This window comes from Janthinobacterium sp. C22, from assembly GCF_057919405.1.
Map to the genome: position 1 here is coordinate 4,584,100 of NZ_CP193659.1, position 16,048 is coordinate 4,600,147.

Genomic DNA, 16,048 nt, shown 5'->3' on the forward strand with positions numbered 1-16,048 from the left:
CCGGATAGGCGGGAGGAAGCTGCCCATGCCGCCGCCCGGCACGACAGGTGCGGGCGGGCCAAAAAACGGGCCTCTCGGCCCGCTTTACTTACGCTCCCTGGGAGGCAGCCATCTGTGCTGCGACTTCTGCTGCGAAGTCGTCTTGCTTCTTCTCGATGCCCTCGCCTACCACGTACATGGCAAAACCTTTGACGCTGGTGTTAGCCGCCTTCAGCATTTGCTCAACCGACAGCTTGTCGTTTTTCACGAAAGCCTGGTTCAGCAGCGAAACTTCTTTCAGGAACTTCTGTACGGAACCTTCCAGGCGCTTGGCCAGGATTTCCGGCGATTGCGCTGGCTTGCCTTCGGCGGCCGCTTTGGCTGCGTCTTCTTCGGCTTTCAGTTGGGCAACCGAACGCTCTTTTTCGATCAGTTCCGCTGGCACTTCGTTCGACGACAGCGATACTGGCTTCATGGCAGCGATGTGCATGGCCACGTCTTTGCCCACTTGCTCATCGGCACCGTCGAATTCGACGATCACGCCAATGCGCGAACCGTGCAGGTACGAAGCCAGCTTGGCGCTGGTTTCGAAACGCTGGAAGCGGCGGATGGTCATGTTTTCGCCGATCTTGCCGATCAGGGCAGCGCGCACTTCGTCCAGGGTCTTGCCGTCGAGCGGCAGGGCCAGCAGGGCAGCGACGTCAGCCGGGTTGTGTTCCGCTACCAGACGGGCAGCGTTGTTGGCCAGTGCCAGGAAATCGTCGTTTTTCGCAACGAAGTCGGTTTCCGAGTTGACTTCGACCAGGGCGCCTACGCCGTTGGCGATGTAGGTTGCCACGACGCCTTCAGCGGTGATGCGCGCCGATGCTTTCGATGCCTTGCCGCCCAGCTTGACGCGCAGGATCTCTTCCGCACGCGCCATGTCGCCTTCGGCTTCGGTCAGTGCTTTTTTGCATTCCATCATTGGTGCGTCGGTTTTGCCGCGCAATTCGCCTACCATCGCTGCTGTAATCGCTGCCATGTGTTTCTCCTGATTCGGTGAGTCGATAGTCGCGGCCGGGCATGCATGCCTCGCCAGCGGTCACTATCGTTTTTTTGTTAAAAAAAGGGGAGCTGCTGCCACCCCTTTTCCCTTACTGCTGTGCTTACAAACGGCTATCCTGCGATAGCCTGGCCATTAAGCCTGTTCGTTTACTTCGACGAATTCGTCGCCAGCGGCTGCTTTAACCATTTCAACAACTTCGTTACCGGCAGCTGCACGGCCTTCGATGATTGCATCAGCAACACCGCGAGCGTACAACATGATGGCTTTCGAGGAGTCATCGTTACCTGGGATCACGAAGTTCACGCCTTCTGGGGAGTGGTTGGTATCGACAACGCCGATGACCGGGATACCCAGTTTAGCTGCTTCGGTGATCGCACCTTTGTGGTAGCCGACGTCGACGACGAAGATTGCGTCAGGAACGCCGCCCATGTCCTTGATGCCGCCGATCGATTTTTGCAGCTTGATCATTTCGCGGGAGAACATCAGCGCTTCTTTTTTCGACAGCTTCTCGATCGAACCGTCTTCGATCATCACTTCCATGTCCTTCAGACGCTTGATCGAGGTTTTGATCGTCTTGAAGTTGGTCAGCATGCCGCCCAACCAACGTTGATCAACGAAAGGCACGCCAGCGCGTTGTGCTTCAGCAGCGATGATTTCGCGAGCTTGACGCTTGGTGCCAACCATCAGGATGGTGCCACGGTTTGCAGCCAGTTGACGCACGTGCTTCATTGCGTCCTGGTACATCGCCATGGTTTTTTCCAGGTTGATGATGTGGATCTTGTTGCGATGGCCGAAGATGAACGGTGCCATTTTTGGATTCCAAAAACGGGTTTGGTGACCAAAGTGGACACCGGCTTCCAGCATTTCGCGCATTGTTACGGACATTATTAACTCCAGGGTTGGGTCTGGAATCCGATCAGTCACCATACAGGCACCCTTGTCGACCGGATTCGCGTGTTTATATAAATTAAAGACACTGTTTTGCTGCATTGCTTAAAAGAGAATTCAAGCAACCCGGGATTCTACACTGAAATGCCCGCAGCATCAAGTCCACGCCGCAAATCGCGCGCCCGATGGAAACAGCCAATGCACCACGATGGTGCAAGGCGTGGCGGCACCGCCTTTTCATCCATTTTCCACGCATAATTCCCTTCCCGGCCATAGGAAGGAGGCGGCGGATTCAGGGCGCCTCGTTTATAATTTCGGCATATTTGCAGACTTTTCCCCCTACAGCAGGAATCGTCTGTGCTTTTCACCTGAATTCTTGCAGATTGCGAATCACACCATGTCCACCATCCGTATCAATACCGCCGCCGACATCGAAGGCATGCGCGTTGCAGGCAAGCTCGGCGCCGAAGTACTCGACTACATCACGCCCTTCGTCAAGGTCGGCGTCACGACGGGCGAACTGGACCGCCTGTGCCATGAATACATGGTCAACGTGCAGGGCACCATCCCTGCCCCGCTGAACTACTGCCCGCCCGGCTACACGCCCTACCCGAAGGCCATCTGCACCTCCGTCAACGACGTCATCTGTCATGGCATTCCAGGCGACAAGGTCCTCAAGAGCGGCGACTCCGTCAACCTCGACATCACCGTCATCAAGGATGGCTACCACGGCGACAACAGCCGCATGTTCCTCGTCGGCACGCCGACCATCCTGGCCAAGCGCCTGTCGGAAATCACCTATGAGTGCATGTGGCTGGGAATCGACCAGATCAAGCCGGGCGCCCACCTGGGCGATATCGGCCACGCCATCCAGCAGCATGCGGAAAAGGCCGGCTACAGCGTGGTGCGCGAATTCTGCGGCCACGGCATCGGCAAGGTCTTCCATGAAGAACCGCAAGTATTGCATTACGGCAAACCTGGCACCCTCGAGCGCCTGGAAGCGGGCATGATTTTCACCGTCGAGCCGATGATCAATTCGGGCCGCCGCGAAATCCGCGAAATGAACGATGGCTGGACCATCAAGACCAAGGACCGCAGCCTGTCGGCGCAATGGGAACACACGGTGCTGGTGACGGAAACGGGCTACGAAGTGCTGACCGTCTCGCCCGGCATGCCGCCGCCGCCCGCCTTTATCGTCAATAAAGCCTGATCGATCAAACCCGACCCACCGCCACCCAGGGCCCAGATGAAAAAGCAAGTTCGGGAACAGCTGAAACAGCAACTGAAAGCCGACCGCCAGGTCGTCATCGCGGCCTTCCAGGCCGACGGCAAGCCTGAAAAACTGCTGCGCAGCCTGCGCCACAGCGTCGACGGCGTGCTGGCGCGCGCCTGGCAGGAAGCGGGCTTGCCGCCCGGCACGGCCCTGGTGGGCGTGGGCGGCTATGGCCGCGGCGAACTGTTTCCGTATTCCGACGTCGATCTGCTGATCCTGCTGCAACAGGCGCCCGATGCCGCCACGCAGGAAAAGCTCGAGGAACTGGTGCAGCTGCTGTGGGACCTGGGCCTGGAAATCGGCCACAGCATCCGCACGGTCGAGGAGTGCATGGTCGAATCGAAGGCCGACATCACCGTGCAGACGAGCCTGCTCGAAGCGCGCCTCGTGTGCGGCAACGCGGACCTGTTCGCGCAATTGCAGCAGCGCTATGATGCGGCCATGGACCCGCAGGCGTTTTTCCAGGCAAAAACGGCGGAAATGCGCCAGCGCCATGCCAAGTACGAGGACACGGCCTTCAGCCTGGAGCCGAATTGCAAGGAAAGCCCGGGCGGCTTGCGCGACCTGCAGGTCATCCTCTGGGTCGCCAAGGCGGCCGGCTTGGCGAACTCGTGGCGCACCCTGGCCACGGGCGGCCTGATCACCCTGACGGAAGCGCGCCAGCTGATGGAAAAGGAGCGCGCCTTCAAGGATATCCGCGTGCGCCTGCACCTGCATGCGGGACGGCGCGAAGACCGCCTCGTGTTCGACGTGCAGACGGCGATCGCGGAATCGCTGGGCCTGCAGGCGACGGGCAGCGGGCCGCACATGCGCCGCGCCAGCGAATTCCTCATGCAGCGCTATTACTGGGCCGCCAAGACGGTGACCCAGCTCAACACGATTTTGCTGCAAAACATCGAAGCGCGGCTGTTTCCGCAAGACGACGTGGCCGTGCCCATCAACGAACGTTTCAATGAAGTCAACAGCCTGATCGACATCAGCGCCGACAATACCTTCGAGCAACACCCGTCGGCCATGCTGGAAATCTTCGTCCTGATGACGGAGCGCCCGGCCCTGAAGGGCATGACGTCGCGCGCCACGCGGGCCCTGTGGCACGCGCGCTTCAAGATCGACGCCGCCTTCCGCCAGGATCCCGTCAACCGCGCCCTCTTCCTGCGCATCATGCAAGCCCCGGTCGGCATCATCCATGCGCTGCGGCGCATGAACGAGATGAGCATCCTGGGGCGTTACCTGCCGAACTTCCGCCGCATCGTGGGCCAGATGCAGCACGACCTGTTCCACGTGTACACGGTCGACCAGCACATTCTGATGGTGGTGCGCAACATGCGCCGCTTCACCATGAGCGAACACGCGCACGAATACCCGTTCTGCAGCCAGCTGATGGCCGATTTCTCGCAATCGTGGCTGCTATACGTGGCGGCCCTGTTCCACGACATCGCCAAGGGCGCGGCGGCGACCACTCGAAGCTGGGCGTGGCCGACGCCACCCAGTTCTGCCAGGACCACGGCCTGTCCGCCGAGGACACGGAACTGGTCGCCTTCTTGGTGGAAAATCACCTGACCATGTCGCAAGTGGCGCAAAAGCAGGACTTGTCCGACCCGGACGTCATCGCCGCCTTTGCGAAAGTGGTCAAGGACGAGCGCCACCTGACGGGCCTGTACCTGCTGACGGTGGCCGACATCCGCGGCACCAGCCCGAAAGTGTGGAATGCCTGGAAGGGCAAGCTGCTGGAAGACCTGTACAAGATCACCCTGCGCGTGCTGGGCGGCGAGCCGCACACGGCCGACCGCGAGCTCAAGAACCGTCAGCAGGAGGCGCTGGCCACCCTGCGCCTGTACGGCTTGCCGCCCGATGCGCATGTAAAGCTGTGGCAGCAGCTGGACGTGGCGTATTTCCTGCGCCACGACGCGTCCGACATCGCCTGGCAGACGCGCTCGCTGTACGACAAGCTCGACAGCAAGTTGCCGGTGGTAAAATGCCGGCTGGCGCCCATCGGCGAAGGCTTGCAGGTGGCCGTATATATTCCCGACCAGCCCGACCTGTTCGCGCGCATCTGCAGCTATTTCGACCGCAAGAATTTCAGCATCCTCGACGCGAAGATCCACACGACGAAAAATGGCTATGCGCTCGACACCTTCCTCGTCACCGAGCAGAACTTCGCCAAGAGCTACCGCGACATCATCAGCCTGATCGAGCATGAGCTGGGCGAGCTGCTGCAGTCGCAGACGCCGCTGCCGCCGCCGGGCAAGGGACGGCTGTCGCGCCTGTCGCGCACCTTCCCCTTCCAGCCGACGGTGGACTTGCGGCCCGATGAAAAGGGCCAGTACTACCTGCTGTCGGTGGCCGCCAACGACCGCACGGGCTTGCTGTATGCGATCGCCAACGTGCTGACCAAGTACCGCATCAACTTGCACACGGCCAAGATCATGACCCTGGGCGAGCGGGTCGAAGACGTCTTCCTCGTCGACGGCCCCGCGCTCAACAATGCCCGCAACCAGATATTGCTGGAAACCGATTTACTCGATGCGCTGAAAGTGTAAGCTTTCCGCGCATCGCCTACCCTTACTGAAACTGAAACAACATGACCGAAGAATTATTACGCTTGTCCAAACGCATGTCCGAACTGGGCCTGTGCTCGCGCCGCGAAGCCGATGAATGGATCGCCCGCGGCTGGGTCCGCGTGGATGGCAAGGTGGTGTCCGAGCTGGGCAGCAAGGTCTACCCGAGCCAGCGCGTCACCGTGGAACGCCAGGCGGCGGCCGAGCAGTCGAAGCGCGTCACCGTGCTGATCAACAAACCGGTAGGCTACGTCAGCGGCCAGGCCGAAGACGGCTACACGCCCGCCGTGGCCCTGATCAAGGCGGAAAACCGCTGGGCGGAAGACCGCAGCCCGGAACAGTTCCACCCGACCCAGCTGCGCAGCCTGGTGGCCGCCGGCCGCCTGGACATCGATTCCGTCGGCTTGCTGGTCCTGACGCAGGATGGACGCGTAGCCAAGCAGCTGATCGGCCACGATACCGACATCGACAAGGAATACCTGGTGCGCGTCAGCTACACCAAGGGCGGCACCCTGCCCGACAGCGAACTGAAAAGACTCAACCACGGCCTGTGGCTCGACGGCAAGCCGCTACTGCCGGCCAAGGTGCGCTGGCAAAATGAAGACCAGTTGAGCTTTACCTTACGCGAAGGCAAGAAACGCCAGATCCGCCGCATGTGCGAAGCCGTGGGCCTGAAAGTGCTGGGATTGAAACGCGTGCGCATCGGCAAGGTCAAGCTGGGCGACTTGCCGACGGGCCAATGGCGCTATCTGAGCGCGGACGAACAGTTTTAAGCGGCGACGTCAGGGCGGCAGGCCAGGATATATAAATAAGCAACAGGAATATAGTGATATAAAATTAATTATTGTGATTTACTTAGTAAATATTGCCTTAAACCTATACACTATTCCCCATTAGAATAAAAGAGATACGCTGTCGTGAACGATCCCATCCCCAATCCCCTGCGCAAAGGCGCGCCCAGCCTGGCTGACGTGGCCGAGCCGATGGCGCCCGGCACCAAGCCGCACCATATGAGCGATCCGTGGGATATCGGCGAAACCCTGTGCAGCCTGGCTGATAACGGCGATGCCATTTCCATCTACCCGACGGGCGGCGAAGACGTCATCCTGGCGCGCATCCTGTCCGTCGACGATGACTTGCCGCAATTCGTACTGGAACTCAATGAAGGCGCGACCCTGCCGCCAGGTGGCGCCACGTTTGTGTCGTGGGTGCAAAGCGCCAAACTGCAATTCACCATCAATGGCGAATGGCAAGCGTATCCCGAGCGGCCGAACGTCTACCTGACGAACTTCCCCAGCCATTGCCTGGTGCTGGAACGGCGTGAATCGGCGCGCCTGGAAACGCCGCTGGGCGTGTACTACCTGGCCGCCTTCGTGCTCGAGGGCCGTCCGTATGAATTGCAGCTGTATGATTTCTCGGCCGGCGGCATCGGCATGCGCGCCCATCCGCGCGACACGGTGGGCCTGTACGTGGGCCGCAAGCTGTCGCGCGTGCGCCTGGAACTGGGGCCGGACAAGGTCATGATCGCCGACCTGGAAATCCGCCTGTCGCGCACCTTCCGCTCCTTCCTGCTGGGCGAGCAGGTGCAGATCGGCTGCCGCTTCCTGAACCTGACGGATGCCATGCAGGATGAGCTGAAAACCTTGCTCGACAACCTGGGCAGCAGCCGCAAGGTGCGTTAGGTTCGCAGGTTTGCCCCAGGCATAAAAAATGGCCGCGCAGCTAATGCTGCGCGGCCATTTTTATACTTGATGATCACAGTCATGAGGCAGGTGCCGATCAATCGTCGTCGTTCGGGTCCAAATCCGGGAACATGACGTCAGTAAATCCGAACTGCGTGAAGTCGACGATACGCATCGGATACAGGATGCCGTGCAGATGGTCCACTTCATGCTGCACCACGCGGGCATGGAAGCCGTCGCAGTCGCGGCTGATGGGCTGGCCGAACTGGTCGACGCCCTCATAGTGCAGCTCGCTCCAGCGCGGCACGCTGCCGCGCAGGCCGGGCACGGACAGGCAGCCCTCGAAACCCTCTTCCTTGCGCTCCGACAAAGGCGTCAGCACGGGGTTGATCAACACGGTTTCCGGCACTTGCGGCGCGTCGGGATAGCGCAGGTTCTGCTTGAAGCCATAGATCACCAGCTGCAGGTTGACGCCGATCTGCGGCGCCGCCAGGCCCGCGCCATTAGCCGCATGCATGGTGTCGAACATGTCGGCGATCAAGGCACGCAATTCGGGCGTATCGAATTCACGTACGGGCTCGGCCATCCGCAGCAGGCGCGGATCGCCCATCTTCAGAATTTCACGTATCGTCATTTTGCTTCCAGTGCCGCTTGCAGTTCTTGCAGATAGGTGCGGAAGGCCGCCCCCGTTTCCGGATGTTTCATGCCCATCGCCGTCGTTGCTTTCAGATAACCCAGCTTGGAGCCGCAGTCATAGCGCTGCCCCTGATAGCGGTAAGCCAGCACGCGCTCTTCGCGCATCAGGGCGGCGATGCCGTCCGTCAACTGGATTTCGCCACCGGCGCCCGTGCCGATATTTTCCAGGTGGTTAAAGATGCGGCTGGTCAGCACATAACGTCCCACCACGGCCAGGGTCGATGGCGCCTCTTCGGGCGCGGGTTTTTCCACGATGGCCGAAACCAGCTCCAGATCGGGCTGATAATTCTTTGCCGACACGATACCGTACTGCTTGGTTTCCGCGCGCGGCACATCCTGCACCGCCAGCAGCGAGCAATTTTCATACTGGAAGACATCGGTCATCTGCGCCAGCACGGGGCGCACGCCCTCTTCCACATCCATGAAATCGTCGGCCAGCAAGACGGCAAACGGCTCGTCGCCGATCACGGGACGGGCGCACAGCACGGCATGCCCCAGGCCCAGCGGCGCCGACTGGCGGATGTAAATGCAATTGATGTGCTTGGGAATGACGTTTTGCACCATTTCCAGCAACTGGCGCTTGCCGGCCGCTTCCAGTTCCGACTCGAGCTCATAGGCCGTATCGAAATGGTCTTCGATGGCGCGCTTGTTGCGGCCCGTGATGAAAATCATTTCCGTGATGCCCGCCGCCACCGCTTCTTCCACTGCGTACTGGATCAAGGGCTTGTCGACGATGGGCAGCATTTCCTTCGGTTGCGCCTTGGTCGCAGGCAAGAAACGGCTGCCCAGGCCGGCGACGGGAAAGACTGCTTTTCTGATTTTTTTCATGGGTCTTCTGTAATGTTTTGAATAATTAGTCTTGCGCCAACAGGTTCAGCAAGCCAGCCTCGTCGAGTATGGCCACACCCAGTTCCTGTGCCTTGGCCAGCTTGCTGCCGGCGTCCGAGCCAGCCACGACGTAACTGGTTTTCTTCGACACTGAACCGCTGACCTTGCCACCGGCCGCCTCGATCAGCTCTGCTGCCTCGTCGCGGCTCATGTTGGGCAAGGTGCCCGTCAAAACGAAGGTCTTGCCGTCCAGCTTGCCGCCAGCGGCTGGCATTTCAGGCAATTGTGACAGTAATTCATTTCGCAGGGCGTCCAGTTGACCAAGCAGCTTGACATTACCCTCATCGGCCAGCCATTGCGCCAGCGCTTCGGCCACGGCGGCGGGCAAGCCCGCGTGGAAGCTGGCGCCCTGCGCCGCCAGACTGGCCAGGGTCACGCCCCGCTCGACCAATTGCTCGCTGCGCGGCTCCGTCAGCTTCGGGATGCCGATGGCGGCCAGCAAGGTGGTTTGTTCGAGCTGCGTGCGCAGCTTGGCGCTGGGCGCGTGTTCGCCCTGCGGCGTGACGCCCGCGTCCAGCAAAGCCTGCAACGCCTGCTGATTCTTTTCTTCGGCAAAGAAATCGGCAATCGATTCAGCCACGGTGCCGCCGATGTCGGGCAGCACGCGCAGCAAGGCGGCCGGCGCCTGCCGCACATAGGCCAGACTGCCCAGCCACTCGGCCAGGGTCTTCGCCGTCGATTCGCCCACGTGGCGGATGCCCAGGGCGAACAGGAAACGTTCGAGCGGCGGGCGCTTGCTGGCCTCGATGCCGGCCAGCAGGTTTTCCGCCCACTTGGTGGGAATCTTGCCTTGTTGCACTGTTTCCGGCGTGGAACCATCGCGTTCGTCGGCGCGCAGCTTCATTTCCAGCAGTTTTTCCAGCGTCAGGCTGTACAGGTCAGCCAGGCCATGCACGTATTCGAGTTCGACCAGGGTATCGATATAACGTTCCCCCAGCCCCTCGATATCCATCATGCGGCGGCCCGCGAAGTGACGGAACGCCTCCTTGCGCTGCGCCGAGCAGAACAGGCCGCCCGAGCAGCGGGCAATCGCCTCGCCCTCTTCGCGTACCACGTGCGAGCCGCAGACGGGACACGCTTCCAGCATCTTGAACGGCAGCGGCGCCGGTTCCGGACGCTTCTCCAGCACCACGGACAGCACTTCGGGAATCACGTCGCCGGCGCGCCGCACGACGACGGTATCGCCCACGCGCACATCCTTGCGCAGCACCTCGTCTTCATTGTGCAAGGTGGCGTTGGTCACCGTCACGCCGCCCACGGAGACGGGCGCCAGGCGCGCCACGGGCGTCATCGCGCCCGTGCGGCCCACCTGGATGTCGATGCCCAGCACCTGCGTCAGCGCTTCTTCGGCGGGAAACTTGTGCGCCAGCGCAAAACGCGGCGCGCGCGAGACAAAGCCCAGCTCCTGCTGGTCTTCCGTCGCGTTCACCTTGTAGACGACGCCGTCGATCTCATACGGCAATGCGGGGCGGCGCGCACCGATATCGGCGTAGTAGGCAAGCAATCCCCGCGCGCCCTGCACCACACGGCGCTCCTTCGACACGGGAATGCCCAAGGTCTCGTACCAGTCGAGCAAGGCAGAATGCGAGGCCGGCATGGCCACGCCATCGAGGGCGCCGATGCCGTAGGCATAGAAACGCAGCTTGCGCTGCGCCGTGATGCGCGAATCGAGCTGGCGCAGGCTGCCGGCCGCCGCATTGCGGGGGTTGGCGAATTCCTTGTGTCCCGCTTCGCGCTGGCGTTCGTTCAGGCGGGCAAAATCGCCCTTGAACATCATCACTTCGCCGCGCACGTCCAGCAGCGCCGGCACGTTCTTGCCATGCAAGCGCAGCGGGATGCCGGAAATGGTGCGGATATTTGCCGTCACGTCTTCGCCCGTGGCGCCATCGCCGCGCGTGGCCGCCTGCACGAACAGGCCGTGCTCATAGCGCAGGTTGATGGCCAGGCCGTCGAATTTCACTTCGGCCGCATACGCGACGTCCTGCGCATCGAGGCCCAGGCCTTCGCGCACGCGGCGGTCGAAATTGACGATGTCGTCATCGGTGAAACCATTGTTCAGCGACAGCATCGGCACCGTGTGCGTGACTTGCTCGAATTGCGGCAAGGGCGCCGCGCCCACGCGCAGGGTGGGCGAATCAGGTTGCAGCAAGTCAGGATGGGCCGCTTCCAGCGCCTGCAGTTCGACGAACAGCTTGTCGTACTCGGCGTCTGGGATGGTGGGATTGTCGAGCACGTGGTAGGCGTGCAGGTGCCGATTGAGTTCGGCCGTGAGTGCCAGGACCCGCGCTGCGGCGTCCTGGTTGATCGGATCAGTCATTGTTGCGGGATTCTTCAGCTAAATAAACGCAGGGCGCGGGTGGAACCGGCCGGAATGTCGGCCGCATCCATTTCCTGGTAAAACTCGTGCACCTGGCCGGCGATCTCGGCCAACGCCGCGTCCGACAGGGCCTGGTTGTAATCGTCGACGATGGTGGCGTCGAGGCGGCCCACCAGCGCCTTGGCGCAGGCGACCATGGCGCCGAAACCGTCGCGCGCGGGCGCCACGCAGGGCACGTCCAGCAGCAGTGTCAAACGGGGCGTCGTTTCCTCGGCCAGGGTGACATTCGTCGACAGCGAGAACAGATAGCTGCCGTCGCCGTCGGGCATGACGAAACGGCCGTCCGGACGCACGTCGAAGCCCTGCTTTTCCAGCGCGAACAGCAAGGTGGAAATGGCCCATGGCGCGCCATTCGTATGCAGGTTCACGCCCAGCTGGGCGTCGTGGCCGGCCACGAAACGATGCAGATTGCGCGCTTCGGCCATCACTTCCATCATATCGGGCACTTCCGGCTCGGCGCCGATCTCGTCGGCGACGCCGCGCAGGCGCGTGACCAGTTCCGAGTATTCGAGTTCATTCAGGGCCGTGCTGCGGCTGGCCAGCTGCACGCCGCCCTGCATCTTGGTATAGACACCGCCATGCGTGATCGGTTCCCAGTCGCCATTCACGTGTAAACCAATGAAATGGACGGGCTTGTTGCCCACCAGGCGCAGGGTTTGCAGCACGGGCAGGATCTTGTCGCCGCGCACGGGCGCTTCCAGCGACAGGGGCAGCAGGCAATCGATCAGCGGGTCGACCAGGCTGGTCGCCTGCTCGCTGGCGGCGCTGACTTCCTGCTGCAGCGGCGCGGCAGCGGCGGGAGGCGCTTCCACGCCGGCATCGCCGAGCGACGGTTCCGCATGCACGGGCGCGTCCGGAACGGCGCTAGCCGGCGGTGCGCCGAACGATGGTTCCGCCTTGGCGGCGGGCGCGGCATCAAAGCGCGGTTCCTGGCGCAGGACGGGTTCCGGGGCATCCACTGCCGGCGCATCGCCGTCGCGCATCAGCACGTCGTCGTGGTCGGTGGAAAAAGCCCGCTCCACGCTTTTCTTGGCCTTGTATTCCTGCCATTTGTTGTACGAGAAAACGCCGACGATAAAGACGCCGCCGGCGCCGAACAAGGTAATTTGAAGGTCTGTCATGCTGCTTGTGCCTCGGTTGCAAAATTTGCGGCGGACTCCATGTCCACCGCCACGATGCGCGATACGCCCTGCTCCTGCATCGTCACACCGATCAATTGATGGGCCATTTCCATCGCAATCTTGTTATGCGAAATGAAAAGGAATTGGGTCTGGTCGGACATGCGCTTGACCATGCGGCAGAAGCGTTCCGTGTTCGAATCGTCCAGCGGTGCATCGACTTCGTCGAGCAGGCAGAACGGCGCCGGATTCAGGCGGAACATGGAAAACACCAATGCGGTCGCGGTCAGCGCCTTCTCTCCACCGGACAACAGGTGGATGGTGGCATTTTTCTTGCCGGGAGGCTGCGCCATGACTTGTACACCGGAATCGAGAATCTCGTCGCCCGTCATGGTCAGCCTGGCCTGTCCCCCGCCGAACAGGATGGGGAACAGCTCGGAAAAGTGGTGGTTGACCTTGTCGAACGTGTCTTGCAGCAAGTCGCGCGTTTCCTTGTCGATCTTGTGGATCGCGTCTTCCAGCGTGTTGATCGCTTCCGTCAGGTCGGCATTCTGGGCGTCGAGGAAATTCTTGCGCTCGGAGGCCTGCGCCAGTTCATCGAGCGCGGCCAGGTTGACGGCGCCCAGGGACGTGATGGCGTTGGTCAGGCGCGTGACTTCGCCCTGCAGGTACGATGGGCGCATGTCCGGATGCAGTTTTTCCGTCAAGGCCGCCTCGTCTGCGCCCGACTCCAGCAGTTGCTGGGCGAATTGCTCCTGGTTCAGGCGCGCGGCCTGTTCCTTGAGCTGCATTTCCATGATCTTGTCGCGCTGCGGCTGCAGGCTGCGCTCCGATTGCGTGCGCGCATCTTCGGACAGGCGCAGCTGCTGCGTAATCTGGTCGAGTTCATGGCGCGCGTCGGCCAGCGCCTTCTCCTGCGTCGTGCGGCGCTCGAGCAAATCCTGCAAGCCGTCGGCGGCCGCGCCGCTTTCCAGGTTGGCCAGCTCCAGTTCGCCCGCCTGCAGGCTCGCCGTCACTTGCTGGGCCTGCGTACTGGCCGTGGCGATATTGCGGCGCAATTCCTCGATCTTCGCGCGGTGGGCTTTTTCCGCGTATTCCGTGTCCTTGGCAGCCCGCTCCAGGTCGCGCAAGGCTTCGCGCGCCTCGGCCAGACGCTGTTCCTTCTGCAGGAAGTCCGTATGGCCGTCTTCGTGTGCTTCCTGCAGGTTGCCCAGCTCCATGTCGAGCTGTTCGAATTTCTCTTCCGATTCGGCCTTGATCTGCTGCTGCTCCGCTTCCTGCGCGGCAATTTCCGCCAGGTCGGCGCCGATCTGCGTGCTGCGCTGGTTGAAACGCGCTTCCACTTCCGACAGTTTCACCACGTCCAGTTGCAGGGTATGCACGGAGGAAGTGAGCTGCTGTATGCGCAGGCGCAAGTCGGACAGGTTGCGCGTGAGCGTCGCCACGGCCGCGTCGGCCCGCACGGAACGGGCGCGCGCCTCTTCGGCCAGTAGTTGCTGCGCGCGCAGCTGCTTGCCGATATTGTCGATTTCCTGCTGGCGGCCCAGCATGCCTTCCTGCTCCGAATCGGCCGCATAGAAGCGCACGCTGGTGGCCGTGACCACGTGGCCCGCGCGCGTGACGAAATAGCCGCCCGGCGGCAATTTCGCCCGTTCGGCCAACGCCTCGGCCGCGTCTTCCACGGCGTAGGCGTTGTACAGCCAATCCTGCAGCAAGCCGCGCAAGCCGGGATCGTTGAGTTTCAGCAAGTTCAAAAACGGCTTCAGGCCTGGCACGTCCGGCAGCGGCAACGGCGCCACCGTCGATGGCGCATACAGGGCCAGCTTGGCCGGCGGCGCGTCCGCAAAGAAGGCCTTGGCCCAATCGATATTCGACAGTTGCAGGGCCGACGTACGCTCGCGCAAGATCGACTCCATGGCCGCTTCCCAGCCCGCTTCGATCTGCAGCTTTTGCCACAGACGGGGCAAGGTATCGAGTTCGTGCTTTTTCAGCCACGGCTGGACCTTGCCCTGCGTCTGCACCCGTTCCTGCAATTGTTTTAATGCGGAAAGACGCGCTTCCAGCTGGGCGTTGGCCGCCGTCTCGGCATTCACCTGTGCCTGCGCCTCGGCCCGTTCCTGTTCCAGTTTGGGCTGCTGCTCCAGCGCCTCTTCCAGATAGAAACCCTGCTCTTCCAGGGTTTGCTGCTTTTCTTCCAGCTGCAGTTTCAGGTTTTCCAGGTGGCTGCTGTCGGGCAAACTCAGGCTGTTCTTTTCCTGCTGCAGGCGCTCGCGGCGGCTCAAGAGGCTGGCCAGGATGTTCGAGGCGTTGCGCTGATGCGCCGATTCCAGTTCCAGCTGCTGCTGGGCCTGCATAATCCGCGCGCGCGATTCCGTGCTCTTGTTCTGGGCGGCGCGCCAGGCGGCATCCAGCTCGGGCAATTGCTCGCCCTTCTGCTCGGCCATCATTTGCGACTGTTCCACCTTCGCGGCCAGTTCCTCGAGATGGAATTCCGCCTCTTCGATCTGTTCCTGGTATTCGCCGCCCTGCTGCGTCCACTGGTCGCGCTGGGCCGTCAAGGTGGCCAGCTGGGCCTGCAGGCGGGCGCGCGATTCGATGACGAACTTGATCTGCGCTTCCAGGCTGCCGATTTCCGCATTCGTCTGGTACAGATGGCCTTGCGCCGTATGCAGGCGGTCGCCCACGGCAAAGTGCGCCTGGCGCATCTGCTCCAGGGTCAGCTCGACATTGCGCAGCTTGGCCGTCTGCTCTTCCAGGTCCGTCTGCGCCTGTTCCACTTCGCGGAAATAGCGCGTCTGCTCGTTTTGCGCCTCGTTCTTGCGCAGCAGCCACAACAGTTTCTGTTTTTCTTCCTGGTCCGCCTGCAAGGCGTGGAAACGCGTAGCCACGGCCGCCTGCGCTTCCAGCTTTTCCAGGTTGGCATTGAGTTCGCGCAAGATGTCTTCCACGCGCAGCAGGTTTTCGCGCGTGTCCTGCAAGCGGTTTTCCGTCTCGCGGCGGCGCTCCTTGTATTTGGAGACACCGGCCGCTTCCTCGAGGAAGACGCGCAATTCTTCGGGGCGCGATTCGATGATGCGCGAAATCATGCCCTGGCCGATGATGGCGTAGGCGCGCGGGCCGAGGCCCGTGCCGAGGAAGATGTCCTGGATGTCGCGCCGGCGCACGGGCTGGCCATTGATGTAATAGGTGGAGGTGCCGTCGCGCGTCAGGGTGCGCTTGACGGCGATCTCGGCGTACTGGCCCCACTGGCCGGACGCCTTGCCGTCGTTATTGTCGAACACGAGTTCCACGGAAGCGCGGCCGGCCGGCTTGCGGTGGGTCGAGCCGTTGAAGATGACGTCCTGCATCGATTCGCCGCGCAATTCCGACGCTTTCGACTCGCCCAGCACCCAGCGCACGGCGTCGATGATGTTCGACTTGCCGCAGCCATTCGGTCCGACCACGCCCACGAGCTGGCCTGGCACCTGAAAATTGGTGGGATCGACGAAAGACTTAAATCCCGACAACTTGATGGAAGAGAGACGCACGTGTTTTAGAGTTCCTG

The 16,048-nt window shown here is 61.8% G+C and carries 10 protein-coding genes and 1 pseudogene; 4 read left to right on the forward strand and 7 right to left on the reverse strand.

The genetic code is table 11. From position 1 onward, the window contains the following. Positions 1–88 precede the first annotated feature (88 nt). Both tsf and rpsB read right to left on the reverse strand, forming a co-directional pair. Entirely contained in the window at positions 89–1,000 is a 912-nt protein-coding gene (tsf, locus tag ACRHIG_RS21455) for a translation elongation factor Ts (RefSeq protein WP_086137734.1), read from the reverse strand. A 156-nt stretch (positions 1,001–1,156) separates the two neighbouring features. After that, on the reverse strand, positions 1,157–1,909 hold the full coding sequence (gene rpsB, locus ACRHIG_RS21460; RefSeq protein ID WP_086137733.1) for a 30S ribosomal protein S2: 753 nt from the start codon (positions 1,907–1,909) through the stop codon (positions 1,157–1,159). Positions 1,910–2,309: 400 nt separating this feature from the next. Between rpsB and map the strand changes: the two genes are divergently transcribed. The 4 genes and pseudogenes from map (at position 2,310) to ACRHIG_RS21480 (ending at position 7,425) form a co-directional block, all read left to right on the forward strand. Beyond that, positions 2,310–3,122 carry a type I methionyl aminopeptidase gene (gene map, locus ACRHIG_RS21465; RefSeq protein ID WP_326459945.1) on the forward strand — a complete coding sequence of 271 codons (813 nt, stop codon included), beginning with the start codon at positions 2,310–2,312 and terminating at the stop codon, positions 3,120–3,122. 36 nt (positions 3,123–3,158) lie between these two features. Continuing rightward, positions 3,159–5,725: pseudogene (locus ACRHIG_RS21470) on the forward strand ([protein-PII] uridylyltransferase). 41 nt (positions 5,726–5,766) lie between these two features. Further along, a complete protein-coding gene (locus tag ACRHIG_RS21475) occupies positions 5,767–6,516 on the forward strand; it encodes a pseudouridine synthase (protein ID WP_289915539.1) in 750 nt (249 codons plus the stop codon). 144 nt (positions 6,517–6,660) lie between these two features. Next, positions 6,661–7,425, forward strand: a complete 765-nt coding sequence (locus tag ACRHIG_RS21480) for a flagellar brake protein (RefSeq protein ID WP_475414244.1) — start codon at positions 6,661–6,663, stop codon at positions 7,423–7,425. 97 nt (positions 7,426–7,522) lie between these two features. On the opposite strand, the gene def is transcribed toward ACRHIG_RS21480, so the two are convergent. The 5 genes from def to smc are packed head-to-tail and all read right to left on the reverse strand — an operon-like array spanning position 7,523 to position 16,031. Then, positions 7,523–8,059 carry a peptide deformylase gene (gene def / locus ACRHIG_RS21485; RefSeq protein ID WP_475414245.1) on the reverse strand — a complete coding sequence of 179 codons (537 nt, stop codon included), beginning with the start codon at positions 8,057–8,059 and terminating at the stop codon, positions 7,523–7,525. Then, on the reverse strand, positions 8,056–8,949 hold the full coding sequence (gene galU / locus ACRHIG_RS21490; RefSeq protein WP_475414246.1) for a UTP--glucose-1-phosphate uridylyltransferase GalU: 894 nt from the start codon (positions 8,947–8,949) through the stop codon (positions 8,056–8,058). The genes def and galU overlap by 4 nt, the downstream gene beginning before the upstream one ends. A 25-nt stretch (positions 8,950–8,974) precedes the next feature. Continuing rightward, positions 8,975–11,326 carry an NAD-dependent DNA ligase LigA gene (gene ligA, locus ACRHIG_RS21495; RefSeq protein ID WP_489627836.1) on the reverse strand — a complete coding sequence of 784 codons (2,352 nt, stop codon included), beginning with the start codon at positions 11,324–11,326 and terminating at the stop codon, positions 8,975–8,977. 14 nt (positions 11,327–11,340) lie between these two features. Then, positions 11,341–12,507: a cell division protein ZipA C-terminal FtsZ-binding domain-containing protein gene (locus ACRHIG_RS21500; RefSeq protein WP_489627837.1), complete on the reverse strand. Its 1,167-nt coding sequence runs from the start codon at positions 12,505–12,507 to the stop codon at positions 11,341–11,343. Next, positions 12,504–16,031 (reverse strand): chromosome segregation protein SMC, encoded by a 3,528-nt coding sequence (smc, locus tag ACRHIG_RS21505; RefSeq protein WP_489627838.1) that lies wholly within the window; start codon positions 16,029–16,031, stop codon positions 12,504–12,506. Before smc ends, ACRHIG_RS21500 begins: the two co-directional genes overlap by 4 nt. Positions 16,032–16,048: the final 17 nt, after the last annotated feature.